The organism is Paractinoplanes aksuensis (genome assembly GCF_024137025.1).
Taxonomy (GTDB): Bacteria; Actinomycetota; Actinomycetes; order Mycobacteriales; family Micromonosporaceae; genus Actinoplanes; species Actinoplanes aksuensis.
Genome location: NZ_JAMYJR010000013.1, coordinates 138,735 through 164,383 on the forward strand (window position 1 = coordinate 138,735; position 25,649 = coordinate 164,383).

Consider the following 25,649-nt stretch of genomic DNA (forward strand, 5'->3'; position numbering starts at 1 on the left):
CGGCATTGTCGAGCCGCCGCGTGACGCTTCTGTGCAGGCATATCAGACGGCTCGATTCGCTGTCACCGTCGGTGGCACCGGGCCGTTCACGTACCAGTGGCAGCGGCGGAAGGGCGGGGACTGGGCGGCGATCGCGAAGGCGACGGCGGCCGAGTACGGCTTCAAGAGCCGACGACGGCGCGCAGTTCCGCGTGGTTGTCGGCAACGGGCACGGGCCGGCGATCACCTCGGCCGCGGCCACGCTCAGCGTCGTCATGGTGGGGGCAGCCTCGAACCCGTCTCGCGGGCCAGTCTCGAGCTCGGCGTGAACAGCATCTATCAGGGTGGGAATCCGGCCAACGACGGCTGCAACTTCTTCTCCGCGGGCACCCAAGCGCAGTTCCAGGGCCGGCAGGGAAATGTGCGGATCGTGCACCGGCAGCCCGACGGCAGTGCCCAGGCTGTTTCGAATGCCACGAAGTGCATTCCGAGTGTGGGTTCGCTGCTCGATCAGCGGGCCTTGTTCACCGATGGCACCGGCACGGCCAACTCCGTGACCGGCGAGGCGACTCAGCGCTGGAGCGGGGTGTTCACCGCCAACGCGTACGCCGGAATGGTCACCTGGTTCTTGCAGGATCCGACTCTGACCATTGCCGAGGACGGCACCGGAACGCTCACCGCGACCGCCGGCGGGCTGGGTTCCGACCGTGACGATCCGAACCAGACGGTGCCGATTCCGCCGCGGGTCGTCACCGTGGCCACGTTCGATCAGGTGCGCCTGGATGCCGAAGGCGGCGTGCAGATCTCGCCGCAGTACACCGGGGTCGACTATTTCCCGCTCGTGGACGGTGTGCGGTCGGCCGCTTCGGCGATTCCGGCCGAGGTCAAGGCGCAGCAGCCGGACTGGGGATCGTGGCCCGAGTCGTTCGTCGATTTCCAGTACGAGACCGGGCTGTTCAGCTATTGGCACAGCAGTGGGCTGCACGGTGACGCCGACAAGCCGCCGTTCGAGTTCACCGCGCAGTTCGACTCCGCGCCGGTCGTCAAGGAGGTGCCGGTGATTCTGGCCAATCCGTCGACGACCGCTTCAGCGCCCTACGTCGAGGGCCGGGATCTCACCATCACGGCCGACCTCCCGGCCCAGCGTCCAGCCCATCGCGACCGACCCGCAGCCCGATCTGCCGGTGACCTATACCGACCTGACCGGCCAGCCGGTGACCACCACCGACACGAGCCGCATCCTGGCCCTGGACGCCGACGGGACGCTGGCCACCACCGTCTACGCCCTCGGCCTGGGCGACCGGCTGGTCGGGCGGGACGTCTCGACCGGCCTGCCCGAGCTGGCCAACCTGCCCCTGGTCACCCACAACGGGCACGAGCTCAACGGCGAGGCCATTCTCGACCTGCGGCCCACGGTGGTGCTGACCGACTACAGCATCGGGCCGCTCGAGGTCCAGCTGCAGCTGCGCGACTCGGGCCTGCCCGTGGTCATCATGAGCGACCAGCGGTCGCGGGCGCAGATCGGGCCGCAGATCGAGGCCGTGGCGACCGCCCTGGGGGTGCCGCGGCAGGGCCAGGAGCTGGCCGCCCGGGTGCTGCGCGAGACCGAGGCGGCGCGGGCCCGGGTGGCCGAGCTCGTGCCGGCCGATCCGGCGAAGCGGCTGCGGATGGTGTGCGCCGGCGCCGAACAGACAGTCACCATGCCCGGCCGCCTCGGGCTGCCGGGCCGTGAGATTGTGCTCGACCCGATGCCCGAGATGTCGCCCGCGAACTCGCTCACGTTCTCGGTCGACGTGCCCGACCTCTGGCCTACTTTTCGTACGGCGGCCGAGGTGAGCCTACGACCCGTGCCGATCCGGCCGGGCGAGGTGTTCGCGGCCGGCACGCCCGAGGCGACCCGGTCCGCCTCGGCCTGGTCGATGCCGTGGCCCCAACTGGTCGTGCTGCTGCTGGTGGTGCTGGCCGGGCTGTGGGTGGCGTGGCGGGTGCGGGCCCGGCGACAGCGCCGCGAGGCCCCGAGCCAGTAGGCGCTCCAGGTCGCGGCCATCGTGCGGGAGACGGTCCAGGCCGTGCTGAGCGCACGCGACGAGAAGCCCGCGCCGCCCCCGAGGCCTGATCAGAAGACGTGGCCGAGCAGGTCGATCTCGCCGGTCGGCCAGGTCGCCCCGCTCACCGGCCGCACCATCATCTCGTGCGGGGTCACCGACCGGGCCAGACCGATCGTGCGATGGTCGTTGATCTTCACCCAGCTCAGCGGGTTGTCCACCCGCGCGAAGCCGTGGCGCCGGTAGAGGGCGTCCTCGTCGGCGAACAGGATGACGAAGTCCAGGCCGCACGCGGCGGCGTAGGAGGTCACCTCGTCGAGCAGGCGGCTCGCCAGCTTCTGCCCGCGACTGTCGGCCCGGACACAGAGGTCGACCACCCCGAACGTACGCAATATCCGGTCGCCGACCCGGATCACCCGGAGCTCGACGCCGAGTTGCGCCAGCACGGCCGGGCCGGCCGTGACGACGTACCGGAAATGGGGTGGGATCTTGAAGTAACTGCGCTCGGGGTAGCCGGGGAAACAGGCGCCGAGCAGGCCCTGGAGCGAGAGATGCAGGTCAGGGGGGTATCTCGGCCTCGGCCCACCGCTTCAGCTCGGTCGTCACGCGCAGACCCTAGCGTGAGAAACGGTCGGAGTCGGTCGGGTTTCTCCCCTTGCGCCGGCCGGCCCGCGATGATCGACATGGGTGAGCAGGAGCGGCCGGCCGAACGGGGGAGCGACGGCACACGAGCGGTGGCGTCGTCGTTGGGCCGCCCGCTCCTGCTCTACCGGTCGGCCAGCAGGCGATGAAGGTCGTCGGCCTGGTCCATGTCGTGCTCGATGTAGAGGTTCAGAGCCTGCTCGAAGTACGTCCGACCCGAGGCCCGGTCGCCCTGCTGGTCGAGGGTGTGGCCGAGTCCGGTGTACGCCCGGGCCCGCTGCTCGGCCAGGCCGCCCTCGCTCGCGATGGCCAGCGCCGCCTCGAAGTGGGCGATCGACGACGCGAGCCGCCCGGCCGCCCGGGTCGCCTCGCCGAGCCCGTTGAGGATGTCGGCCTCGGCCACCCGGTCGCCGGCCTCGCGCTTCATCGTCAGGGCCTGCTCGTGCAACGCGATGGCTCGTTCGGGCTCGCCGCGGCGGGTGTGCACCAGGCCGAGCGCGTCGAGCGCCTCGGCCTCGATGCTGCGGTTGCCGAGCTGCCGGCACAGATCCAGCGCCTCACGGCAGTGCTCCTCGGCCTCGTCGAGCCGGCCCGACCGCGCCTCGAGCGTGGCCATGTTGCTCAGCCCCTTGGCCGTGCCGTGAAGATCGCCGACCTCGACGTGAACGGCCAGCCCGCGGGTCAGGAAGCCGACCGCCTCGTCGAAGTGGCCGAGCGTGCCCTCGCTGTACCCGAGGTTGTCCAGGACCCGGGCTTCCCCGATCCGGTCGCCGGCCTCCTGGTAGAGGGCCAGCGCCTTCTCGTAATGGACTTTGGCCGCGGCCGGGCCACGGTGGTAGAACTCCAGATTGGCCCGGTTGATGACCGCGTGGGCCTGTCCCCGCACGTCGTTGATGCTGCGAACAGCTCGGCCGATCGCCGCAGACGGTCGGCCGCGGGCTCGGGCCGGCCCAGGTTGGTGTAGGCGACACCCATGGCGTTCATGGCGTAGGCCTGGGCCCGGGCGTCACCGGTTCCGTGGTCGTTGATGGCCAGCAGGTCGCGGTAGCTGGTGTTCAGCAGATGACGGAACAGCACCTCGGCCAGGCGGCCGGCGTGGGACGGCCAGCCCTGGTCGGCGGCGTACGCGGCCACCGCCAGCAGCGTGGAATGCTCGGCTCGCAGCCAGGCCGCGGCGTCCTCCGGGCCGGACAGGACGGGCTCAGGCGTATGGGTCTCCGGCGCCTGAGGCCGGCGGTCGGCGCCGGTGGGATACAGGATCGTCATCGCGGCCACGGCGGTGGCCAGGTAGTGGTCGAGCAGGCGAGTCACGGCGGCCCGGCGCGCGGCCGGTCGCTCCTGCTCGTGGGCGCGCTCGGCGCCGTGGATGCGGATCAGGTCGTGCTGGGTGTACCGGTTGTCGCCGGCCAGGTGGATCAGATGATCGTCGTACAACTGCCGGAGCCCGGCGTGCACCGGTTCCAGCTCGCCGCCGGTCAGCGCGGCCGCCGCATAGGCGTCGAAATCCTCCGCCGGGTGCAGCGCCACCAGCCGCAGCAGACGCTGCCGGTCCTCGTCCAGATTTCGGTACGACCGGTCGAGCGCGAGGGCCACGCCGTCGTCCAGCCGCCCGGCCCGGCGACGCTCGTCGAGCCACTCCGCGTGATCGGCCAGGCTCCAGCCGGGTTTGGCCCGCACCTGGGCCGCGACCAGGCCGAGCGCGAGCGGCAGCCGTCCACACAGCTCGGTGATGCGGGCCGCGGCGTCCGGTTCCTCGCGGACGGCGTCCGCCCCGACCTCGCCGGTCAGGAACCGCAGCGCCTCCGGCGGCTCGAACACGTCCAAGGTGAGCGAGACGGCCGGGCTCAGCGCGTCGAGGCTGCGGCGGCTGGTGACCAGGACCGCGCAGCCCGGCGCGGCCGGCAGCAGGGGCCGTACCTGCTCGGCCCCGGCCGCGTTGTCGAGCACGATCAGCGTCCGGGTGCCGGCGAGTTTCTGCTGGTAGAGCCGTTGGCAGGCCGCGAGGTCGGGCGGGACGGCCGAGCCCGGCACGCCGAGCTGCCGCAGGAAGCCGTCCAGCACGGCGACCGGATCGGCGGGCGGATGACCCGGGTCGGGGTCGAACCCGCGCAGGCTCACGAACAGCTTCCGGTCGTGCGGAAGAAGATGAGCGGCCCGTACGGCCAATTGGGTCTTGCCGACCCCGGCCATCCCCGTGATCGCGGTGATCACGACCGGCCCGTCCGGGGTGAGCGCGTCGCGCAGCCGGCCCAGTTCGGCCGTACGCCCGGTGAACAGCGACAACTCCGGCGGCAGGGTCCCGTGCACGCGCACCTGGGACGCCGCCCGCCGCCGGCCCGCGACCGCCCGCAGGGCCTGGTGCCACTGCGCGAGGTAGCCGGGGTCGGGCTGCAGCACCTGGACGATCGCCGTCACCAGCTCCGCGCTGAGCCGCCGCCGCCCGGGCCGGAAACAGTCGCCCACGGTGGTCCGCCCGACCAGCTCACCGGCGGGACGGCCGGCCCGGCGCCAGGCGGCGTTGACCAGGGTGGTGATCCGCGCGTACGACGGATCGCCGGCCCAGACCTTGAGCGCGCCGAGCCGCTCGGTCAGCTCGTCCACCGTCATCGCCACCCCGGGGTCGGGCGGTTCCCGGTCGCCCGGCGCCTGCTCGGCCGAGGCGCGGGTCAGGGCCCGGTGCAGCGTGGCCAGGCTGGGCACGCGGGCGCCGCCGGCGTTCGCCACCATCTCGCGGTGCAGCGCGGACACGTTGCCACCGAAGTGGGCCAACCGTTCGAGCAACGCGGCATCGACGTCCACCAGTGGCAACTCCAAGATCTATGAGCCTCGGCCTACCACTATGCGACATGAGACTCGCTCACGAAAAGCGCAGCGCGTCGGTGGCCGGGCGGTGTTCGTTATATTTTCCGGCGTGACTGGGGGAGAGGCTCGGGTGGTCGCCGACCGGTACCGGCTCGAGAAGATCTTGGGCCGGGGCGGCATGGGCGCCGTCTGGCATGGTTACGACCTGCTGCTCGACCGGGACGTCGCGGTCAAGGAGATCTATCTCCCGGGCGCCGACCACGGGCTGATCGACCCCGACGACCCGCGCATCCGGCGCGCCATCCGGGAGGCCCGGGCGGCGGCGGGGCTGCGCCATCCCAACATCGTCACCGTCCATGACGTCGCCCTCGACGGCGGCCGGCCGTGGATCATCATGGAACTGGTCGACGGGCCGTCCCTGGCCGAGGTCATCACGAAGTCGGGGGCGTTGTCGTCGGCGCGGACCGCCGAGATCGGTCTGCAGGTGCTGGACGCGCTGAGCGCGGCCCACCGCCGCGGCACCGTGCACCGTGACGTCAAGCCGGCCAACATCCTGATCGACACCGATCGGGCCATGCTGACCGACTTCGGCATCGCGGCGATGGAGGACGCTTCGGTGCTCACCATGACCGGGCACATGCTCGGTTCGCCGGCCTACATGGCGCCGGAGCGGATCAACGGGGACACCGCGGCCCCGGCCGCTGACCTGTGGGCCCTCGGCGTCACCCTGTACACCGCGGCGACGGGCCGGTCACCGTTCCCGGGTGAGGACACGCAGTCCACCATCATGGCGATCCTGACCCGGCCGCCGCCGATGCCGGTCGGCGTCGAGGGCCTCTGGCCGGTCCTGGCCGGGCTGCTGGAGAAGGACCCGGCCCGCCGGCTGACCCCTGATCGGGCCCGTCCGCTGCTGACCGCCGCGACCCGGTCGACGCGGCCGCCGCCGACCGGTGTGTCACAAGTCCGGCTCCAGGAGACGCCGACCCCTTCTCACCAGCCGCGACAGCGGGGCATGCTCCCCGCCCACTTCCCGGTCCAGCTCGTCGGGCTCACGGTGGGAAACCGGACCGGCTACACGCTGCGGACGTACGTGCCGAACGACGACGGGTGGGCCCGCCCGGTCTTCACCAGCGCCGGCGGGAAGCTGCTGCTGATGCCGCGACCGGAACAGGCGGCCGGGTTCGCGCTCTCGACCCCGGAGCACGACCTGGCGGGAATACCCCAGTGGAACCGGCTGCGGGAGTCGATGTCGCACGGCTATCTGTCGTTGCTGGACGCCAACCGGTACGACCTGAGCGTCGCGGCGGTCAGCCTGGAGATGGACCCGGCCCGATGGCTGCCCGACCTGATGGTCCGATCGGGCACGATCGCCCGGGAGCTGATGCTGGCCCTGGACATCAAGGAGGCCTACCCGTTCCTCGGCGCCGGCGCCCCGCTCGACCGGTTCGACGGCGAGTTGCGTCAGGCCGGCGTCCGGCCGCACCGCCGCCACATCAAACGGTGGCAGCACGTCGACCGTGGTCTGCTGGCCGGCTGGTGGCAGTCGGTCAACACCATCATCGGCGGACGCCTGGACTGGAAGGTCTGAGGAGCTCTCCTCGAACACCGCCAGGGCCAGATCGAGCCCGGGTCGGGAAGTGGCGGTAGAGCACGCCCTGACCGACGCCGGCCTTTTTGGCGATGGCGCTGAGCGGCACGTGGTAGCCGCGCGGCCCGCCACATGGCCCGCACCATCGCTCGGGATGTGGACAAGGTTCGATACGGTCACTTCGGGTGATGGTGTCAGCACGAGGAGGTACGAGATGGCCGGCCCGATCGATCCGTCCGGCCTGGGCGGCCCGCTGGCCGACGTGGTGGCCGCGCTCGGCCGGGCCCGAGCGGCGGCCGGCGGGCAGGACGAGTCAGAACCGCCTGTCGGTACGGGTGTGGCCGCCGACGGACGGGTCCGGGCTCGGGCGGTGCGGCCGGGGCGCATCGAGAACCTCGAGCTGGACCCGTCGGCGCTGCGGCTGGGCGGCGCAGCGCTGGCGCACGAGATCGAGATCGCCGTCAACGCCGCGCTCGCCGACCTGCAGAGCGGGGCGATGGCCGCCGCCGGACAGACCGACCTCGGTGCGCTGAGCGACCAGCTCAAGGACATCCAGGCCGGCGCCGAGCGCCAGTTCGCGCGGCTGACCGCGTCGCTGGTCGAGGCGCAGGAGCAGCTCACCCGCCGGGCCGGCGACCGATGACCGGCTTCATGATCGACCCCGAGCGGCTCTCGGCATCCGGGTCGGCCTTGCAGAGCGTCGCGTCCCGGCTCTCGGCGGAGCTGGCCTCCTTCCGGTCCGAGCTGGCCGGCTTCGGTGCGCCGTGGGGGAACGACGACCTCGGCGCGCTGATCGGCGCCGCCCATGACGAGGTGTCGTCGTGGGCGTTCGAGTGCTATCAGGACGCCCTGGACGAGATGGCCTCGGCCGGCGCCGACGTGGTGGACATCAGCGCGCAGCACCTGGAGGTGGACCAGAACGTCAGCCGCCGGTTCCGGGGGCTGCTCGGTGAGCTGGGGCGCTGACCCATGGGCATGGAGATCCCGGGCGAGCTCCGATCGCTGCTCGGCGTCCTCGGCTTCACCTGGCCCGAGGCCGACGAGACTGCCTTGGCCGAGATGGGCCGGGCCTGGATGGCGTTCTCCGACCGGCTCGAGTCGATCGTGGCCGACGCCACCTCCATCGCCTCCGAGGTGTGGACCGAGCACGAGGGTCAAGCCGTCGCCGCGTTCCAGGCCTGGTGGGCCCGGGAGGACAGCCCGGCCCCGGCCCTCCTCGACGGCGCGAACGCGGCCACTCTGACCGGCACCGGGCTGATGATCTGCGGCGGGATCGTGCTCGCCCTCAAGGTGGCGGTGATCGCCCAGCTCGCCATCCTGGCCGTGCAGATCGCGCAGGCGGTGGCGACGGCGGTGCCCACGTTCGGCGCGAGCCTGCTCGAGATCCCGATCTTCCAGCAGCTGAGCCGCGTGATCGTCGGGAACCTCGTGGAGGACGCGATGGTCAAGCTGCTGGACGGCTGACCGGTCATGGCCAGTGGCTCCGGCAAGCTCATGCGGGCCGCCTTGCGGTTCCTCCACAAGACGCGCCGGCGGGACCGCCCGGACCGGATGAACCCGCACTTCACGACCCACACCATCGGCGGCGGCGACGTGAAGCCGGGAAAATCCAAGGGCACCGGCTACCACTACCGGCCCGGCGGGCAGGACTTTCCCGACCGCCGGCTCGTGCCCGGCTCGAAGGTCACCTACTCGAACGGCGTGTACAAGGCGGAACCTGAGTTCTTCGACCCGACCCTGAATCCACCGGACGGAGCCTGGAAGGCGAAGGCCGGCAACGACGGCGTCAGCACATTCTTTCCGGACGACTGGACGCCAGCTCAGGTGGACAATGCGGTGGCCGGCGCATTCAAGAACTCGACGCCGTTCCCCGGCAACATGTGGGTCGGTACCTACAATGGCGTAACCATCAGGGGTTATTACAACGAGTCCGGCGGCTTCACGCACGGCTGGCCCGTTCCGTAGCGCACCGAGAGGCTTGCGGTGAGTGTTGTCAGTTTTTGGCTCGACCCCACGTACCGCCAGCCCGCCTACCGGGTCGAGGACCAGCGGTACGACCTTCTCGGTGAGTGGCTGACCGCTGATCTTGGCACCTTCTTCCTGGTAACGCTGGATGCCTTGGCTATGGCGGACGAGGTGGCCCGCGGGGAGCCGCCGTTCGAGGCGTGGAGCAGTGAGAACTACGAGGTTTCGTTCACACCGTCGGCGCTGAGGATCAAGAACTTGTGGGTGCCGGGGGCCGAGGGCGAGTTTCCGGCCGAGGTGGCCCGGGCGGCGATTGAGGACTACTGGCATTTTCTGGTCGCTCGGCCTGAACGTCCAGCTGTCCGGGAGCACCGTCCCGATCTGCCGGAGTGGCAGGCCGACCTGCTGCGGTGGGAGGAGAAGTGGGGCCTCGCCCACCCGTACCGGGGGCGGTTCTTCTAGGCCAGGCGTGCGGGTTCGAGGGGGATGGCGGTGAGGGGGCCGGGGCGGCCGTAGAGGAAGCCCTGGCCGTGTCGGCAGCCGAGGTCGATGAGCATGGCGGCCTGGGACGGGTCTTCGATGCCCTCGGCCACGGCGGTCAGGCCGAGCGCGCCGAACAGCTGCCACAGGGTGCCGAGGATGTGGACGGCGGCCGGGTCGCGGGCGATGTCGCGGACGTACGTGCGGTCGACCTTGACTATGTCGGCCGGGAAGCGGTGCAGGTAGCGCAGTGAGGCGTAGCCGGCGCCGAAGTCGTCGATGGCGATGCGGATGCCGAACTCGCGCAGGCGGCGCAGGGCGCCGATCACCTCGGACTCGTCGGCCAGCACGTTCTCGGTCACCTCGAGGACCAGCTGGCCCGGGCGCAGGCCGGCCTCGTACAGCGTGGCGGCGACCTTCGACGGGAACGAGGCGTCGAGCATCTGCGAGGGTGACACGTTGACCGACAGGTACGCCGTCGGCGAGCCCGGCCACGCGGCGAACTCGGCGCACGCGCGGCGCAGCACCAGCAGGCCGAGGTCGGCGATCAGGCCGGCCCGCTCGGCGACCGGGACGAACACGTCCGGCGGCACCGGGCCCAGGCGCGGGTGCTGCCAGCGGGCCAGCGCCTCGACGCCGGCCACGCGGTGGTCGTCCAGCGCGACGATGGGCTGGAAGGCGACGTGCAGCGTGTCGTCGGCCAGGGCCTGCTGGAGTTCGGCCCGCCACATCACCTCGCGGTCGAAGCCGTGCCGCATCGAGGGCTCGAACATCGCGTACGCGTTCTTGCCCTGGGCCTTGGCCGCGTACATGGCGAGGTCGACGTTCTTGCGCAGGTCGGCCGATCCGGTCCTGCCGTCGGAGACGGCGAGGCCGGCGCTCGCGCCCAGCCGGACCGTGCGCGGGCCGACCTCGATCGGCTCGTGCAGCAGGTCGAGCAGGATCTGGACCTGGCCGGTCAGGTCGTGGACGCGGGTGGTGAGCACGGCGAACTCGTCGCCGCCGAACCGGGCCACGGTGTCCGGCTCGGGGAAGCACCGGCACAGCCGGTGGCCGACCGCGTGCAGCACGGTGTCGCCGGCGTCGTGGCCGACCGAGTCGTTGATCATTTTGAAGTCGTCGAGGTCGAGGTACATGATCGCGACCGGTTGCCCGGCGCCGAGCGCGTCCTCGAGCCGTTCCAGGAACAGCGCCCGGTTGCCCAGCCCGGTCAGCGAGTCGTGATAGGCCTGGTGCCGCAGGGTGCGGGTCAGCGTCGAGTTGTGCAGCAGCGTGGACAGTTGCCGCAGCAGGATCAGCAACAATCCGATCATCAGCGGTACGGCCTCAGGGGCGTCGACCCGGATGCCGGCCAGCGTCTGGACGGCGACGACGAGCGCGGCCAGCCCGAACGGCGCGTACGGCAGGGCCGTCTGCCAGCGGGCCGTCACTCCGGTGTGGTCGAACGTCATCGGGCGCCTGGTGGCCAGCCAGCCGGCCGCCGCGCAGGCGGCGAACGCGACGAACCAGCCGGCGTCCGAGTTCTGGCCGGTGGTGTACGTGCCGGCCGACGTGTCCAGGGCGAACAGCACGTCGCTGACGGTCATCCCGGCCAGACCCATGAGCAGCAGCAGGCCGACGCTGCGGCTCTCCCGGCGGGTACGGGCGGCGAGCAGCACGACGACGGTCGCGAGCACGATGTCGGCCACCGGGTAGGCGACCGACACCGCGAACGCGAGCAGCGAGTCGGCGCCGGCCTCCCAGACCTCGCGGACCGTCAGGGACCAGCCGATCACGAACAGGGCACAGGCGACGATCAGGCCGTCGAGCAGCACGGTCAGCCGGGAGCCGATCGACGTCCAGCCCGCGATCAGCCACAGCCCGACGGTGGCGAGCAGCGGGAACAGCAGGTAGCCGACGTCGGCCGGCGAGGGGAAGAGCACCTCGGCGTGCACGACGAGCTCGTTCCACGACCAGTAGAAGTTGCCCACGCCCCAGCTCAGGCTCCCGGCCGCGAGCAGGCGCCAGCCGATCCGCTCGGGCCCGTCGACCTGGCGGGACGCGGTGAGACAGGGGATCGCGCCCAGGCAGGCGAGAAGACTGCTGCCCAGCTGCGTGTACGGTGCGGCGGGCGTCCCCGACAGGAAGAAGATCGGTACGCCGGCGGCGAGACACAAGGCAACCAGCGCGGCTACATGTGGCTGCTGACTGCCACTCACTTTCACGCGGCGCAGTCTCACATGTACCGGCAGTCGCCTTCAAGACGTGATCGTCGATCTCCCTCAGGCCGCTTATTTGTCATAGAGCGAGCGGCGCAGCTCGGTCGCCCGGGCGGGCCGGGTGACCTGCACCGGACGGCCCAGATTGCTGAAAGTGGTGGTGGCAATGACGGGTTGGTGCTGTCCGATCTCGATGAGCGTCCTGATGGAGGTGACGTCGCCTCCGGCATTAGTGGTGAGGGTGTAGGCGACCCATTGGCTGCCCTGCTTGAAGCGGTAGAGCGGCGCCCCCAGCGGCAGGTAGGTGAGGGCGCTGGGGGTGATCTCGAGCAGGGCCGAGCCCTCGTAGGTGCGCGCGTCGAGGCGGTGCGTCGAGTGGATGGCCGCGGCGAAGCGGGTCAGGCCGCTGGGGTCCTTCGGATCGGCGTTGCGGTAATGGTTGGACGGGGCGAGCCGGGTGAGATCGGCACGGGTCCAGCGGTTCGTGCCTATGCGGTTCTCGTAGCTCTCGTCGCCGATCACGAGCATCTTGCCCATCCGGGCGTTCTTGCCGCCGGAGATGACGTACCCACGGCTGTTCTTCCGGGCTTTCGGATCGTGGCTGCCGAAAGCGGTGTACTTCTGGCCGTCCCAGTAGTCGCCCTTCACGGAATAGCTGTAGGTCGTGGTGGAGAGGCGGCGCAGGGCGATCTTCACCGCGTCCGCGGGGGGCAGCTCCGTGGGCGAGGGCGCCGCCGTCGCGGGGGAGGAGGCCGGCGCGGCCGCCGTGGCGTCCGGGCCGTCGCAACCGCCGAGAAGGAGCGCTGTCAGGGCGGCAAGTACAGGAACGATCCGGGACGGGTGGCGGCTGTTCGGCGAAGGCACGGGGACACGGTAGAGGATCAAAGTGGAGGTTCGAGTCCCCGGTATGCCGCGATTTGGGCGACGAACCGGATATGCCGCCGGTCTTTTATCGGCGTCAATGGTGGTACTGCCCGATCGGGCCATCCCGGGTCTCCGGGCCGCACGTTACGTTCCGGAACGACGCGTCTCACGGGAAGTCACTGTGGTCTATTGATCAAATGATCCGGGGGAATCATGCGCAATATTGTTCGTAGAGGGGTGGTCGGCGTCGTTTCGACCGCCACGGCCCTGCTCCTGGTCCTCGCCCAGCCGGTACCGGCGAACGCCTCGTCGCTCGACGACGTGTTCGCCAAATTGCTGGTCAAGCAGGTGACCGGCAAGAACGCCAAGAAGCATCTCGACGCCCTGCAGGCCATCGCCACCGCCAACGGAGGGAACCGCGCGGCCGGGACGCCGGGCTACCGGGCCTCGCGCGACTACGTGGCCGGCAAGCTGCGCAAGGCCGGCTACAAGGTCACGCTCGACCCGATCAACTTCGTGCAGGGCTGGACCGAGAACAGCCCGCCCACGCTGACCCGGACCGCACCGGACAGCAAGGTGTACGTGCCCAACGAGGACTTCTTCACCTTCCAGCCGTCGCCCGCCGGCGATGTGACCGCGCAGGTGCAGGCGGTCGACGTCACGCTGCCGCCGACTCCGACACCGACCTCGACCAGTGGCTGCGAGGCGGCCGACTTCACCGGCTTCGTCGCCGGCCGGATAGCGCTCATCCAGCGCGGCACCTGCCCGTACGCCACCAAAGTGCTGAATGCGGGCCGGGCCGGCGCCTCCGGAATCATCATCTTCAACGAGGGGCAGCCGGGTCGCACCGACGCCTTCGCGATCGACATCGGGGAATGGCGGGCCGGCATTCCGATGGTCTTCGCCGACTTCGCCGTGGGCAACGAGCTCGCCGCCCTTGCCGGCGCCACCGTGCGGCTCAAGGTCGATGCGACCCTCACCCTGGGCACCGATCACAACGTGATCGCCGAGACGCGGCTCGGCAATCCGAAGAACGTCGTGATGGTCGGGGCTCACCTCGACAGCGTGCCGGCGGGGCCGGGCATCAACGACAACGGATCGGGCTCGGCGGCGATCCTCGAGACGGCCTTGCAGATGCGCAATTACCCCGTACGCAATAAGGTCCGCTTCGCATTCTGGGCGGCCGAGGAAATCGGGCTGCTCGGTTCCGATCAGTACGTCGAGGGCCTCACGACCGCGCAGCGCGACCGGATCCGGCTGTACCTCAATTTCGACATGGTGGCTTCGCCCAACTACGCCTACAAGCTGTACGACGGCGACGACTCCGACGCGGTGGGCTCGCCGGCCGGACCGCCCGGATCGGCGCAGATCGAACAGCAGCTCGCCCGCTTCTTCGACCGTCGCGGCCTCGGCCACGTCGGCACCGACTTCGACGGCCGTTCCGATTACGGCCCGTTCATCGCGGTGGGCATTCCCGCCGGTGGCATTTTCACCGGCGCCGAAGGCATCAAGACACCGGCCGAGCAAGCGTTGTTCGGTGGCACCGCCGGCGTCGCCTACGACGTCTGCTACCACCAGGCGTGCGACACGATAAGCAATCCGAACTTGACCGCCTTCGATGTCAATGCCGACGCCATCGCCGATTCGACGGCCCGGTACGCCTTCAACACCAACGCGATTCCCTGACGTCGCCGTCCCGCCGCTTCACCCGGGTGCGGCCCGGGCGAAGCGGCGGGCCAGATGGGCGAAGGCGTCGATCAGCTCGCCGGGGCCGACGACCTCGATGTCGGCGTTGTAGCGCGCGATCGCGGCGGCCAGGGCCGGCCACGACCAGGAGCCCAGGGTGAGCCGGGTGCGGTCGGGGCCGGCCTCCTCGACGAGGCCGTCGCGGGTGTAGAGGGCCACCGTGGCGGCGGGTAGGTCGAGGAGCACGGTGCCCTGGCAGGGCCAGTTGGCGGACGTGTCGCCGGAGCCGCGGAACTTGCCGATCACGTACGTCGCGACGTCGCCCCCGGGTAGGTCGCGCCGGGTGAATCGGGGGCCGTTCGGGGTGCGTACGGAAATGCGGTCGGCTCGGAAAGTGCGCCAGTCCTCGCGGTCGAGGTCGTAGGCGATGAGGTACCACCGCCCGTCCCACGTGATGACGTGGTGGGGCTCGGCGCGGCGCGGCGGTCGGCCGGTGTCATCGGGGCCGTAGTCGAAGCGCAGCACCTCGTTGGCGTGAACGGCGGCGCTGATGGCCAGCAGCACATCGCCGCCCAGCGGGACCGGGGGACGGCTGGCAGGGCGCTCGACGGCGTTCACCTGCAGGGCGGCGACGCGGTTGCGCAGGCGGGCCGGCATGACCTGCCGGATCGTGGTCAGGGCCCGGCTCGCGGCCTCGGCCAGGCCGTCGTTCGATCCGGTGGCCGCGACCTGCAGGGCGATCGTGAGGGCGACGGCCTGCTCGTCGTCGAACAGCAGCGGCGGCAGTTCGGTGCCCGCGCTGAGCCGGTAGCCGCCGTCCGGGCCCTTGATCGCGGCGATGGGGTAGCCGAGTTCGCGCAGCCGGTCGACGTCGCGGCGCACGGTCCGCAGGCTGATGTCGAGGCGGTCGGCCAGCAGCGTGCCGGGCCAGTCCCGGCGGGCCTGCAACAGCGACAGCAGCGCGAGAAGCCGGGCGGAAGTTTTCGGCATGCCCCGATTCTGCCCGAAGTAGGTGTCACATCCTGTCACCTATGGGGGCTGAACGCGCACGATCGCGGCGGGGGCGCCGGCTCGATCAAGTTTGGTGGCATTCTGTGAGTCATGCGGCAGCGGTGCTCACTCTACGTAGACGTTGGGTACCTGCTGACCTCGGCCGCGGTCCGGGTCACCGGGACGTCGCTGCGCAACGGCATCCATGTCGACTACGAACCGTTGATCGCCGAGCTGGTGCGGCAGGCCGAGACGACGTCGGGCCTGTCGGTGCTGCGGGTGCACTGGTACGACTCGGCCAAGGACGGGGTGCCCGACCCCCGCCAGCAGCGCATCGGCGAGCTGCCCCGGGTCAAGCTGCGGCTGGGCCGCTTCGGCCTCGACGGCCAGCAGAAGGGCGTCGACCTGCGCATCGGGCTCGACCTGGTGACCCACGCCCGCAACGGCGCGGCCGACGTGTTCATCCTCGTCTCGGGCGACGACGACCTGACCGAGGCGGTCGAGGAGGCCCAGGTCCACGGGGTGCAGCTGCTCCTGCTGGCCGTCCCCAACAGCGACAACAAGCCGCACGGCATCAGCCGGCACCTGATCCGGGCGGCCGACGGGCTGGAGATCCTGAACCCGGCCGCGATCGACCGGACAGTGATGAAGGTGGAGACGCCACCACCCCCGCCCGTCGTGCCCAAGCCGGCCGTCGTGCCGTCCCCGCCCAGGGTCACCCCGAAAGACCTGGCCGGGCTGGGCCGGCCCGGACCGCCGGACGCGCCCCGCCCGCCGGCGGCCGTGATCGCCTACAGCTCGGCCACGGGCAGCGCGCCGCAGGTGGGGGCCGAGTACGACGATCCGGCCGAACTGGCCGAACAGATCGACTCGGTCGTGGTCAACGTGCTGACCGCCTTCCGCAAGTCGGCCAGTGCCGAGGCCCTGGCCGAACTCGAGGCGGGCCAGCCGTCCATCCCGCGCGACATCGACAAGGCCCTGCTGACCGACCTCTCCGACCACCGAGGCGAGTACGAACTGAGCGAACGGGTCCGCCACCTGCTACGAGCCCAGTTCTGGAACCGCTACGACGAAGCGCGGTCCCGTAGAGGGTGAGCATGGTGGCGTCAGTGTCGTAGCCCTTCAGCCGTAACAGGTCACGGGCCGTGGCCAGGCGCTGAAGATGATGGTGGCCGATGCTCAACGAACTCTCGGGTGTGCCGGGCGTGGGCCTCTTACAGAAGTACAGTTCCGGGAACTGTACTTCTGTAAGCTAGCTCCGAACCTCTGCGGTGCCGCACGGGATTTTGTTGCGTGTTGTTGGTCTTCGATGGTTGCATGTGCGCGGCTGCCCCTCCGGCGCCTGTCGGGAGGGGTTCGTGCTGGCTGGCCTTGGTCGTACGGTGTATGTCCGGCGCTTTGTTGTCGTGGCTGTGTGGTTTGTGGTCGCGGTGGCGGGGGCCGTGTTCGGTGGGTCCGTTTACGACCGTACGGAAACGGCTGGGGCTCCGGACTCGGTGGCTCAGGACCGGTTGGATGTGCTGGCGCCCGAGGGGGAGCGGGTCGTCGCCGTCGTTTCGGGGCGGGACGTCAATGCCACTGGGCTGATCGACAGCGTCACGCGGATCGCGTTCGAGATCCGGGGCCTGTCGGGAGTGGCCGAGGTGGACGACTCGTACACCACGGGCCGGCGGCAGATGTCGACCGATGGTCAGAGTTCGCTCGTCACCGTGGAGTTGCAGCCGGGGCTGAGCGACGACGAGGCCCTGCGGGTCGCTGATCAGGTCAGTTCCGCGCTGCGCCGCATCGATGCGCCCGAGATTCTGGTCGGGGGTGGGTTGCTGGCCGAGCGGGAGTTCGGCGACCAGGCCGTCCGGGACGCTGCCCTCGGGGAGTCGGTGGCTCTGGTCTGCGTCGGGATCCTGCTCGTCCTGCTGCTGGGTGGGCTCGTGGTGGGACTGCTGCCGTTGGTGGCGGCCCTGGGCGCCGTCGCGGCCACACTGCTGACGCTGACGGGACTCACCAGTCTGCTGCCGGTCAGTGAGTACGCGGTCAACGTGGTCACGCTGCTCGGGATCGGGCTGGCCGTCGACTACAGCCTGCTGATGATCGCCCGGTTCCGCGAGGAGCGGGCCGCGGACGCGCGGGCCTCGGTGGGTGAGCTCATCGAACGTACGGTGGCCACGGCGGGGCGGGCCGTGCTGGTGTCGGGGTCGGCGGTGGCGGCGGCCCTCGTCGGACTGTTCGCCTTCGGGGACCCGTTGCTGGCCGCGATGGCGATGGGTGGCGGGCTGGTCGTCGTGCTGGCCACAGCGGCGGGGCTGACGCTCGTGCCCGCACTGATCGCGGTCGCGCACCGGCGCATCCCGGCCCGGCGGCCGGAGCGGGGGCCGGGACTGCTGGCCCGCTTGGCCGGCTTCGCGCAGCGGCGGCCGAAGGCGGTGGCAGTGGCGACGGCGGCCGGTCTGCTTGCGCTGAGTGCTCCCCTGTTGTCCGTGGAGTTCGCCAACTCCGACGTCCGGGTGCTGCCCCGATCGAGCGAGGCCCGGCAGGCGTACGAGGCGACCCAGGACAAGTTCGCCGATCCGCCCAAACAGCCACTCACCGTGCTGGTCGAAGCCGGCGCGGACCGGCCCGGCGTCACCGAGCTGTTCGACGCGATGGAGCAGCTGCCCGGAGTGTCCGACGTGTTCGTACGCTCCGACGCCCCGCCCGGGGTGAGCATCGCCGATGTGGTGCCGAGCGGCGCCGTCGACGGCCGGCCGGCTCAGCGGCTGGTGGCCGACCTGCGCGCGCTCGACGGGCCCGCCCCCGTGCTGGTCGCCGGGCCCACGGCCGAACTGGTGGACGCGAAACGGTCGGTGGGCGCGCGCCTGCCCGTCGCGCTGGCCATCATCATCGTGGCCACCGGCGCGCTGCTGTTCGCCCTGACCCGCTCGGTGGTCGTGCCGGTCAAGGCGATCGTGATGAACCTGCTGACCTTGCTGGCGACCATGGGCGTACTGGTCGCGGTCTTCCAGTGGGGCTGGGGTGCGGGGCTGCTGGGCTTCGAGTCCTGGGGTGCGCTCGACCTGACCACGCCACTGCTGCTGTTCGTCTTCGCGTTCGGGCTGTCGATGGACTACGAGGTCTTCCTGCTGGCCCGGATCAAAGAGGCCTGGGACCGCGACGGCGACAACGACCGCGCCGTGCTGGCCGGCATCACCGCCGCCGGTCCGGTGGTGACGACGGCCGCGCTGGCCATCGGCCTCGTCTTCCTCGGCTTCGTCCTCGGCGACCTGGTCCCGGTGAAGGAGATCGGCGTCGGCATGGCCGTGGCCGTCCTGCTGGACGTCACGGTGGTCCGCGGCCTGCTGCTGCCGGCCACGATGTCATTGCTGGGGCGCTGGAACTGGTGGCGCCCCGGTGCGACTGCTGCGGCGCAAGCGTCACGAAAAGCGATGGCCGGCTCCGACGCACCTACCTAGAGTGGCCGGTGCCGCCAGCACTGCGAAAGGTCGTTCATGTCATTGACCAAGCGGCCAGATCGCCGCTTGGTGCGAACCGACGATTCCTGGCTGACCTTGCCAACCCGGCCGGCGTGCCGGTCGAGATCTGTGCCGGTCCCGGCGTTCCGATCGAGACGGCCGCCGTTGACGAACTGCTCACCGTGCTCGAGACGGCGTCCACGCTCAGGGACCTGGCCCGGGCCACACCCGGGCTGGAGGTCGAGCCGCGCCTCGACCGGGTGGTGTGCACCCCGGACTTCCACAAAGGCGCCGGTATCCCGATCGGCACGGTGCTGCGCACGATCGGCGCCGTGGTGCCGCAGGCTGTCGGCAACGACATCAACTGCGGCATGCGGGTCGAAGTCACCTCGCTGACCGTCGACCGGTTGCGCCCGCACCTGGACGCCTTGGAGGGGCGCCTGCGTCATCTGTTCTTCGAGGGTGGCCGCCGCATCGGGCTCACCTCCGCCCACCGCGAGGGCCTGCTGCGTTTCGGGCTGCCCGGGTTGCTGGCCGAGGGTGTTCCGGCCGGCGCCGACGGAGCGTGGCGTCAGGTCGGTCCCGACGACACGACCGGCACCGAGGGGAGGGTGCATGCCGCCGGCTACCCGGCCGCCTCGGCCGACGCCTTCCGGGACTGGATCACCAGCGGGGGTGGAACGAGCTACGACAGCATCATCGGCAGCGTGGGCGGGGGCAATAACTTCGCCGAATTGCAGTACGTGTCGCAGGTCCACGACGGATCGGCGGCGTACGCGTGGGGGCTCGCCCCGGGCCGAGTGGTGCTGATGGTGCACAGCGGCTCGCTGACGCTGGGCCATCAGGCCAACGCCACCGGCCGGGACCAGGCTCGGGCCGCCTGGCCGCGGACGGTGCCGATGCCGTCGAACCGGATCCTGCCGATGGTGCTCGACGAGCGCAGCGCGGCGGGCCGGGACCGCTATCTGACTGCCTTCGACAACGCGGCGAACTTCGCCCTCGGCAACCGGTTCTTCCTGGCCATGATGCTGCGGACCGGGCTGGCCGACGTGGCTGGTGAGCACTCCTCCCGGCTCGTCTACGACTCGCCGCACAACCTTATGTGGCCGGATGCGGACGGATCTGTGCTGCACCGCAAGGGCGCCACCCCGGCCGGTGACGAGCCGGTCATCGTGCCCGGTTCGATGGGTGCCGCCAGCTATCTGTTGCGCGGACTCGGCAGCGCCCGCGCCCTGAGCAGTGCCTGTCACGGTGCCGGTCGCAGCATTCCCCGGGGCGCCACAGCCCGCGGCAGCGATGCGGAGCTGGACGCGTTCCTCCGGGACTTCCGGGTGGTCACCCCGCTCAACCATCGCGACCCGGTGGTGGCCGGTCGACGGAACGTCATCGCGGCGTGGCGCCGGGACCTCAAGCAGGAGGCGCCGTGGGCGTACAAAGAGGTCGGTCCGGTCGTCGACAGCTTGCGCGGGGCCGGTGTCGCCCAACCGGTCGCGGAGCTGCGACCGCTCCTGACCGTCAAAGGCTGACGACCCGCGAGCTCACGGAGTATGCCGAACACCTCGCCTTCGGATAGCCTCAGACATTGGCATCTGTCGATGGAGGTGGCTCATGCGGCTCTCCGTGGTGGCTGTGGTGACGGCTCTGGTGGTGGCTCTGGTGCCGGCGGTTCCGGCGCAGGCGGCGCCGGTGACGATTGCGAACGGGACGCAGTTCACCGATACGTCGGGGGCCGGGGTGCATGCGCACGGTGGTGGCGTGCTCAAGGTCGGCTCGTACTGGTACTGGTTCGGGGAGAATCGGAACGCGGACGACACGTTCCGGGCGGTCTCGGTGTATCGGTCGGCTGATCTGCGGACGTGGGAGTTTCGCAACAACGTGCTCACGTCGGCGTCGGCGGGGGAGTTGGGCAGCGCGAAGATCGAGCGGCCCAAGGTCGTGTTCAACGCGTCCACCGGGCGGTTCGTCATGTGGATGCACAAAGAGAACGGCACCGATTACGGCGAGGCCCGGGCGGCTGTCGCCTCATCGAGCACGGTGGACGGCGCGTACACGTATCACGGCAGTTTCCGGCCGTTCAACCAATACATGTCGCGGGACATCACCCTCTATGAGGAGGGCGGCGTCGCGTACATGATCTCGGCGGCCGATGAGAACCGGGATCTGCAGATCTATCGGCTCACCGCCGATTTCCTGCAGGTGGCGTCGCTGGTCGGCAATTTCTGGGACAACGCCACCCGGGAGGCGCCCGCGATGTTCAAACGCAACGGCGTCTATTTCCTGCTGACTTCCGGCACGTCGGGGTGGAATCCCAACCAGGCCAAGTACGCCACCGCGACCAGCATCAGCGGGCCGTGGTCGGGCTGGACCGATGTTGGTGACTCCACGACGTTCGGTTCGCAGCCGGCCTTTGTGCTGCCACTTCAGAACGGTTTCCTCTACATGGGTGACCGGTGGGCCGGGGCCTGGTCGGGGCCGGTCAACGACTCGCGCTACGTCTGGCTCCCGATCAGCTTCCCGACCAGTACGTCGATGTCACTGACCTGGTATCCGACGATCACGATCGACGCCGCGGCGGGCACGGTCACCGGCAATCCGGCCACCTATTACCGCGTCACCAATCGGGGCAGCGGCAAGGTGATGGACGTGGTCAGCGCCTCGATGGCCGACAACGCCGAGGTCAAGCAGTACGCGTGGAACGGCGGCGGGAACCAGCGGTTCGAGTTCCGCGACGCCGGCAGCGGCTACTACCAGGTCATCGCCCAGCACAGCGGCAAGTGCGTCGATGTCGCGTCCGCCTCCACCGCCGATGGTGCCAACATCATCCAGTACACGTGCGGCAACGGCGCCAACCAGCAGTGGCAGCTGGCGTCCGACGGCACGCTGCGAGCTCGGCACAGCGGCAAGTGCCTGGACGTGGCGGCCGACGGCACCGACCTGCGGCAGAACGCCTGCGGCACAGCCACTAACCAAACATGGACCCGGAGTTCCTGACCCGCTGCCAGCCGGTCGGGGTGTGTTCGATGGCGCCGGCCTCGGCGAAGGCGTCGAGCCAGCCCTGCATCGGCCAGAAGCCCCAGCGGGCCGCGAACAGGCGGCCGTTGCGCAGGATGTCGTCGAGGTGCTGCCACGGCGGGGACGACGTCGGGTGGTACTGGTGGTAGGCGTGGGCGCCGCCGACCCAGACCAGGGGGACGGCGGCCTTGCGGGCGGTCCAGGCCAGGTCGGTGTCCTCGCCGCCGTAACCCTCGTAGGCCTCGTCGAAGCCGCCCAGCGCTTCCCAGGTCGGTGCGGTCACGGCGAACGAGAGCGACCAGAACAACCGGTAGTCGTCCGGCCCGGCCACGACGGTCTCGCCGGGTGGCGGGGCCGGACGGGCCGGGTGCGGCGCGGTGAGAGCGGGCAGCGCGTCCACACGAGAGGGAGTCACACCGGAACGTAGGTACGTGACTGGGCCGCACAGCAGGGCGTCCGGGTGGGCGCCGGCCGCGGAGCGGTAGCGCGCGAGCAGCTCGGGCCCCGGGAGGCAGTCGGCGTCGAGGAAGACCAGCAGGTCGGCGGCCCCGGCCGCGCGGGCGCCCTCGTTGCGCCCGGCGGCCAGCCGCATGCCGTGCGGGCCGGGTGGCACGTGCCGCACCACGGCGCCGGAGAACGGTGGCGGGGGCTCGGCATCGAGCCAGACGACTACCCGGCGTACGGGAACGCTCTGGAGAAATGCCTGTTGGCGGCGCACATGGTCGAGCCGGGCCTCGGAGCAGAGCGTGATGACGGCGGTCATGGGCCCACCTGTGCGATCGTGTCGGCGGCCCGGCGGGCGGCCCCGCTGACCTCCCACTGGGTCCAGTCGGGGCGCAGCGAGCGGGCCCGGTCGAGCACCGCGGGCCAGGCGCCGGTGCCGGGCCAGGCCGGTTCGACCACGGCGAGCCGGCGGGCGGTGAGGATGCGGCCGGTGGCGACCTGCTCGTCGAACGGGCGGGGCTGCGGGACGATCACCGCCCGGGCGCCGGCCGCGGCGAGGTCGGCGATGCTGTTCTGGCCGGCCGCGGCGACGACGACCTCGGCCCGTTGCAGCGCCTCCCACGGGTCGTCGACCCAGGTCGACGCCGTGCCGCCGGCCCGCTGCCAGTGCGTGCCGGGAGTGGCGGCGGCGGCTGCGGCCAGGTCGCTCTCGGCCACGCCGCCGCCCAGCACGAGCACTGTGCCGGGGTCAGGAGAGATTTCCCGCGTACGACCGTCGAAGCGCGAGATACCGCCGACCTCGACGATCTTGCCCGCCATATGAGAGCGGTGCACGCCCGCGGGCCACGGCGCCAGCACGCGGGTCGCGGATGCGTAGGCGAGCCGGTGCGGATCGTCGCTGCGGTCGCCGGGCTGGGTGACGACCACCGTGGGGACGCCCAGCAATCGTACGAAAAGGGCGACTTCGACCGACACGTCGATCACGAATCGGTCGAAGCGCCGGTCCGCGACCGCCGCCGCGATGGTCGCCAGGCGGCGCGCGTGCCCGGCGTGCCCGAGCGGCGCCCAGTGCAGCAGCCCGCCCACGGTCGGGTCGGCCCCGGCCGGATCCCCGTCGTCGTCGCGATCGAGCTGCATCCAGGTCGTCGCCGGCGGCAAGCTTCTCGGCGGCGGCATCGAGCTGAAGACGACCACCTCGCCCGGCAGGTGCGGGCGCACCGCGCGGAAGCGGGTCAGGTGCCCGGCGCCGTGGTGGTGGACGTACCAACCGGTCAGACCCATGCGCCCGCTCCGGCCAGGTCGAAGACGGTCTCGAGCTCAGCCGCGCGGTGCTCGAGCGAGAAGCGGGACACGGCCTCGGCCCGGGTCCGCCGCCGGTCGCCCGTGTGGGCCAGGTGCTCGGCCGCCCGGGCCAGGGCTTCGGCGTCGCCCATCGGCACGAGCCGGACCGCGGACGCGGTGCCCGCGACCTCGCCGATGCCGCCCGTGTCGAAGGCCGCGACCGGTGTGCCGGTGGCCAGCGCCTCGGCCACGACCAGGCCGAACGGCTCCGGCCAGAGCGGGGTGACCAGGGCGCAGGCGCTGCCGCCGACGAGGTCGGCGAGTTCGGGCCGGCCGAGCGGGCCGAGGTAGTCGGCGCCGTGGCCCAGGTAGGGGCGGATGTGCTGCTGGAAGTACGGGACGTCACCCACGCGGCCCGCGATCCGCAGCGTCCGGCCGGTGCGCCGGGCCGCCTCCACCGCGACGTGGACGCCCTTCTCGGGCACGATCCGTCCGAACCAGACGAGGTCGCGGCCGCCGGGCCCGAGCCGCCAGCGGGTGGCGTCGATGGCGTTGGGCATCACCCGGGCCTCGACGCCGTGCTCCCGCCATTCGGCCGCGGTGTGGGCGCTGACCGCGAACACGCGTCCGCGGTGCTCGGGCGCGCCGGCCGCCGCCACCAGCCGGGGCAGCGGCGGGGTGTGCAGCGTGGTCACCATGGGCACGCCGAGCCGTTCGGCCCAGGTCAGCGGCTGTGGGTGCAGGCTGTGGTTGTCGACCAGGTCGATCGAGCCGGCGTGGCGCCGGATGAAGTCGAGGGCCGACTCCAGGGCCGGCAGGGCCCGCTCGAGGTGCCCGGGCGGGAACGTGGAGTCGGTGGCCTCGCGCTCGTCGGGCCAGACGACGGCGGGCAGCCGGAACTCGGCCGGGGCGTCCTCCTGGAACTGCGAGCCCTCGACCGCGCACAGCAGCACGCGGTGACCGCGGGCGCGCAGCATCCGGACGCGGTCCCACACCATGGCCTCGAGGCCGCCCGCGTGCGGTTCCCGGATCGGGTGGCGCAGCGGCGCGATGACGGCGATCGTCCGGGGCCGGGTGCTCATGCGACCCGCTCGTAGAGGGCGGTGTGAGCGTCGGTGATCGCGGCGGCCCCGGTGATGCGCTGCCGGCGCCGGTCGGCCACCCGGGCCGCGCGGGCGGTCGAACCCGGACGGGGGGACTCGGAGAGCAACCGCCGCACGGCCCCGGCCAGCGCGGCGCTGTCGCCGGCCGCGAAGACCGCGAAGTCGTCCGGATGCTGTTCGCCCACGAAACCGACGGGCGGTCCGGCCACCGGGACGCCGAGGTCCCAGCACAGCTCGGCCCAGCCGGAGTGGGTGCCGGTGCGGTACGGCAGCACGGCCACGTCGAGGTCGGCGATGGACCGGGCGAGGGCGTCGTCGTCGAGCCGCTCGGTCCGGCGCAGCTCGGCCGCCGGGTGCCTGGTGACCAGGGCGGTGACCAGGTCGCGGACGGCCTCGTCGCGAACGCGTTCGTTGACGTGGACGCGGGCCGTGGCCGGGATGCCGTGCGCGCGGAGCCGGTCGACGGCGTCGAGCAGCGTCGCGACGGCGCGGACGGCGTCGGTGCCGGGGCGGATGTCCCGCAGGTGCACGCCGAGCACGTACGGATCCGAAGGCGTGCCGGTCGGGGCGTACGCGTCGAGCGGGAGCACGTGCGGATGCGGGATCACTTCGGCCGTACGCCCCCAGCGCCTCTCGATCGTGGCCGCCGCCCCCGGGGTCAGGGTGACCAGGCCGTCGGCCGCCCGGACGAGGACGTCGAGGTGCTCGAGGTGCGGCCGCTGGTCGACCAGCTGCGGGTTCTCCAGGTCGTGCAGCGTGTAGACGAGCGGGCGGCCGCCGGCCCGCAGCGCCCGGACGAGCGAGCGCAGGTGCCCGGTGGCGTACGACTCCGTTCCGAAGTGCACGTGCATGACGTCGAAGCGTTCCGCGTGGGCGGTGACCCAGGCGGCGTCGAACATGACGGGCGGCCACCAGCGCCCGTCCGGAGCGCCCGGCGGCGGCGGGTCGGGCAGCAGGCCGACCCGGGCCCCGGCCAGCGCGTGCCGGACGTACAGGTGGCCGGCCGGGATCGAGGCCACCCGTAAGGTGGACAGGGCGGGTGCGGCGACAAGCGTCATCGGGGCGTCCTCGAGGTCGGTCGGGCAGGTGCGACCGACGCGAACTCAGGGGCTTGTCGAGAGGGT

21 protein-coding genes and 2 pseudogenes are annotated in these 25,649 nt (G+C 71.2%); 13 read left to right on the plus strand and 10 right to left on the minus strand.

Annotated features, from left to right (window positions below; translation table 11 throughout):
* Positions 1-1,163 precede the first annotated feature (1,163 nt).
* Positions 1,164-2,006, plus strand: a complete 843-nt coding sequence (locus tag M1L60_RS13490) for an ABC transporter substrate-binding protein (RefSeq protein WP_253237730.1) — start codon at positions 1,164-1,166, stop codon at positions 2,004-2,006.
* A gap of 89 nt (positions 2,007-2,095) precedes the next feature.
* Here M1L60_RS13490 and M1L60_RS13495 read toward each other — a convergent pair whose 3' ends face one another.
* Positions 2,096-2,581: a GNAT family N-acetyltransferase gene (locus tag M1L60_RS13495; protein ID WP_308208476.1), complete on the minus strand. Its 486-nt coding sequence runs from the start codon at positions 2,579-2,581 to the stop codon at positions 2,096-2,098.
* Positions 2,582-2,790: 209 nt separating this feature from the next.
* On the minus strand, positions 2,791-3,552 hold the full coding sequence (locus tag M1L60_RS47785; RefSeq protein WP_253237732.1) for a tetratricopeptide repeat protein: 762 nt from the start codon (positions 3,550-3,552) through the stop codon (positions 2,791-2,793).
* A 2,025-nt stretch (positions 3,553-5,577) separates the two neighbouring features.
* Here M1L60_RS47785 and M1L60_RS13510 point away from each other — a divergent pair.
* Entirely contained in the window at positions 5,578-7,056 is a 1,479-nt protein-coding gene (locus M1L60_RS13510) for a serine/threonine-protein kinase (RefSeq protein ID WP_253237733.1), read from the plus strand.
* Here the strand turns inward: M1L60_RS13510 and M1L60_RS13515 are convergent.
* Entirely contained in the window at positions 7,025-7,165 is a 141-nt protein-coding gene (locus M1L60_RS13515) for a TetR family transcriptional regulator (RefSeq protein WP_438862102.1), read from the minus strand. The two genes, M1L60_RS13510 and M1L60_RS13515, sit on opposite strands and share 32 nt — an antisense overlap.
* Before the next feature lie 105 nt (positions 7,166-7,270).
* On the opposite strand from M1L60_RS13515, the gene M1L60_RS13520 reads away from it, so the two are divergent.
* Genes M1L60_RS13520 through M1L60_RS13540 form a run of 5 tightly spaced genes read left to right on the plus strand, consistent with a single transcriptional unit; the run spans position 7,271 to position 9,483 of the window.
* Entirely contained in the window at positions 7,271-7,699 is a 429-nt protein-coding gene (locus M1L60_RS13520; protein WP_253237734.1) for a YbaB/EbfC family DNA-binding protein, read from the plus strand.
* Positions 7,700-7,707: 8 nt separating this feature from the next.
* Complete coding sequence (locus M1L60_RS13525) at positions 7,708-8,022, plus strand: WXG100 family type VII secretion target (RefSeq protein ID WP_253237735.1); 315 nt, start codon at positions 7,708-7,710, stop codon at positions 8,020-8,022.
* 3 nt (positions 8,023-8,025) lie between these two features.
* A complete protein-coding gene (locus tag M1L60_RS13530; protein ID WP_253237736.1) occupies positions 8,026-8,520 on the plus strand; it encodes a WXG100-like domain-containing protein in 495 nt (164 codons plus the stop codon).
* A 6-nt stretch (positions 8,521-8,526) separates the two neighbouring features.
* Positions 8,527-9,021, plus strand: coding sequence for an EndoU domain-containing protein (locus M1L60_RS13535; protein WP_253237737.1), 495 nt, complete (start codon positions 8,527-8,529; stop codon positions 9,019-9,021).
* 18 nt (positions 9,022-9,039) lie between these two features.
* Positions 9,040-9,483 carry a hypothetical protein gene (locus M1L60_RS13540; RefSeq protein WP_253237738.1) on the plus strand — a complete coding sequence of 148 codons (444 nt, stop codon included), beginning with the start codon at positions 9,040-9,042 and terminating at the stop codon, positions 9,481-9,483.
* Here the strand turns inward: M1L60_RS13540 and M1L60_RS47795 are convergent.
* Both M1L60_RS47795 and M1L60_RS13550 read right to left on the minus strand, forming a co-directional pair.
* The gene (locus M1L60_RS47795) at positions 9,480-11,705 is read right to left on the minus strand and encodes a putative bifunctional diguanylate cyclase/phosphodiesterase (protein WP_253237739.1); all 2,226 of its coding nucleotides are present in this window, start codon (positions 11,703-11,705) and stop codon (positions 9,480-9,482) included. The two genes, M1L60_RS13540 and M1L60_RS47795, sit on opposite strands and share 4 nt — an antisense overlap.
* Positions 11,706-11,771: 66 nt before the next feature.
* The gene (locus tag M1L60_RS13550; protein ID WP_253237740.1) at positions 11,772-12,563 is read right to left on the minus strand and encodes a hypothetical protein; all 792 of its coding nucleotides are present in this window, start codon (positions 12,561-12,563) and stop codon (positions 11,772-11,774) included.
* Between the two features lie 213 nt (positions 12,564-12,776).
* On the opposite strand from M1L60_RS13550, the pseudogene M1L60_RS48500 reads away from it, so the two are divergent.
* Positions 12,777-13,481: pseudogene (locus M1L60_RS48500) on the plus strand (PA domain-containing protein); the annotation flags it as partial.
* A gap of 69 nt (positions 13,482-13,550) precedes the next feature.
* Positions 13,551-14,204, plus strand: a pseudogene (locus M1L60_RS47805) (M28 family metallopeptidase); the annotation flags it as partial.
* A 63-nt stretch (positions 14,205-14,267) separates the two neighbouring features.
* Here M1L60_RS47805 and M1L60_RS13560 read toward each other — a convergent pair.
* Positions 14,268-15,239, minus strand: coding sequence for a helix-turn-helix transcriptional regulator (locus M1L60_RS13560; RefSeq protein WP_253237742.1), 972 nt, complete (start codon positions 15,237-15,239; stop codon positions 14,268-14,270).
* A 111-nt stretch (positions 15,240-15,350) separates the two neighbouring features.
* Between M1L60_RS13560 and M1L60_RS13565 the strand changes: the two genes are divergently transcribed.
* The 4 genes from M1L60_RS13565 (at position 15,351) to M1L60_RS13580 (ending at position 21,676) form a co-directional block, all read left to right on the plus strand.
* On the plus strand, positions 15,351-16,334 hold the full coding sequence (locus M1L60_RS13565; protein WP_253237743.1) for an NYN domain-containing protein: 984 nt from the start codon (positions 15,351-15,353) through the stop codon (positions 16,332-16,334).
* A gap of 311 nt (positions 16,335-16,645) precedes the next feature.
* Entirely contained in the window at positions 16,646-18,685 is a 2,040-nt protein-coding gene (locus M1L60_RS13570) for an MMPL family transporter (RefSeq protein ID WP_308208460.1), read from the plus strand.
* A gap of 113 nt (positions 18,686-18,798) precedes the next feature.
* Positions 18,799-20,211: an RtcB family protein gene (locus tag M1L60_RS13575; RefSeq protein WP_253237744.1), complete on the plus strand. Its 1,413-nt coding sequence runs from the start codon at positions 18,799-18,801 to the stop codon at positions 20,209-20,211.
* Between the two features lie 82 nt (positions 20,212-20,293).
* Complete coding sequence (locus M1L60_RS13580; protein ID WP_253237745.1) at positions 20,294-21,676, plus strand: RICIN domain-containing protein; 1,383 nt, start codon at positions 20,294-20,296, stop codon at positions 21,674-21,676.
* On the opposite strand, the gene M1L60_RS13585 is transcribed toward M1L60_RS13580, so the two are convergent.
* The 4 genes from M1L60_RS13585 to M1L60_RS13600 are packed head-to-tail and all read right to left on the minus strand — an operon-like array spanning position 21,648 to position 25,583.
* Positions 21,648-22,460, minus strand: a complete 813-nt coding sequence (locus M1L60_RS13585; protein ID WP_253237746.1) for a glycosyltransferase family 2 protein — start codon at positions 22,458-22,460, stop codon at positions 21,648-21,650. The genes M1L60_RS13580 and M1L60_RS13585 overlap by 29 nt on opposite strands.
* Positions 22,457-23,422 (minus strand): glycosyltransferase, encoded by a 966-nt coding sequence (locus tag M1L60_RS13590; RefSeq protein WP_253237747.1) that lies wholly within the window; start codon positions 23,420-23,422, stop codon positions 22,457-22,459. Before M1L60_RS13590 ends, M1L60_RS13585 begins: the two co-directional genes overlap by 4 nt.
* Entirely contained in the window at positions 23,413-24,504 is a 1,092-nt protein-coding gene (locus tag M1L60_RS13595) for a glycosyltransferase (RefSeq protein WP_253237748.1), read from the minus strand. The genes M1L60_RS13590 and M1L60_RS13595 overlap by 10 nt, the downstream gene beginning before the upstream one ends.
* Entirely contained in the window at positions 24,501-25,583 is a 1,083-nt protein-coding gene (locus M1L60_RS13600; RefSeq protein WP_253237749.1) for a glycosyltransferase, read from the minus strand. Before M1L60_RS13600 ends, M1L60_RS13595 begins: the two co-directional genes overlap by 4 nt.
* Positions 25,584-25,649: the final 66 nt, after the last annotated feature.

What these genes read in the sequence shown, in the direction of transcription:
- M1L60_RS13520 (WP_253237734.1), top strand. Translation starts at nt 7,271, where the DNA reads ATGGCCGGCCCGATCGATCCGTCCGGCCTGGGCGGCCCGCTGGCCGAC.
- M1L60_RS13525 (WP_253237735.1), top strand. Translation starts at nt 7,708, where the DNA reads ATGATCGACCCCGAGCGGCTCTCGGCATCCGGGTCGGCCTTGCAGAGC.
- M1L60_RS13530 (WP_253237736.1), top strand. Translation starts at nt 8,026, where the DNA reads ATGGGCATGGAGATCCCGGGCGAGCTCCGATCGCTGCTCGGCGTCCTC.
- M1L60_RS13535 (WP_253237737.1), top strand. Translation starts at nt 8,527, where the DNA reads ATGGCCAGTGGCTCCGGCAAGCTCATGCGGGCCGCCTTGCGGTTCCTC.
- M1L60_RS13560 (WP_253237742.1), bottom strand. Translation starts at nt 15,239, where the DNA reads ATGCCGAAAACTTCCGCCCGGCTTCTCGCGCTGCTGTCGCTGTTGCAG.
- M1L60_RS13565 (WP_253237743.1), top strand. Translation starts at nt 15,351, where the DNA reads ATGCGGCAGCGGTGCTCACTCTACGTAGACGTTGGGTACCTGCTGACC.
- M1L60_RS13580 (WP_253237745.1), top strand. Translation starts at nt 20,294, where the DNA reads ATGCGGCTCTCCGTGGTGGCTGTGGTGACGGCTCTGGTGGTGGCTCTG.
- M1L60_RS13585 (WP_253237746.1), bottom strand. Translation starts at nt 22,460, where the DNA reads ATGACCGCCGTCATCACGCTCTGCTCCGAGGCCCGGCTCGACCATGTG.
- M1L60_RS13590 (WP_253237747.1), bottom strand. Translation starts at nt 23,422, where the DNA reads ATGGGTCTGACCGGTTGGTACGTCCACCACCACGGCGCCGGGCACCTG.
- M1L60_RS13595 (WP_253237748.1), bottom strand. Translation starts at nt 24,504, where the DNA reads ATGAGCACCCGGCCCCGGACGATCGCCGTCATCGCGCCGCTGCGCCAC.
- M1L60_RS13600 (WP_253237749.1), bottom strand. Translation starts at nt 25,583, where the DNA reads ATGACGCTTGTCGCCGCACCCGCCCTGTCCACCTTACGGGTGGCCTCG.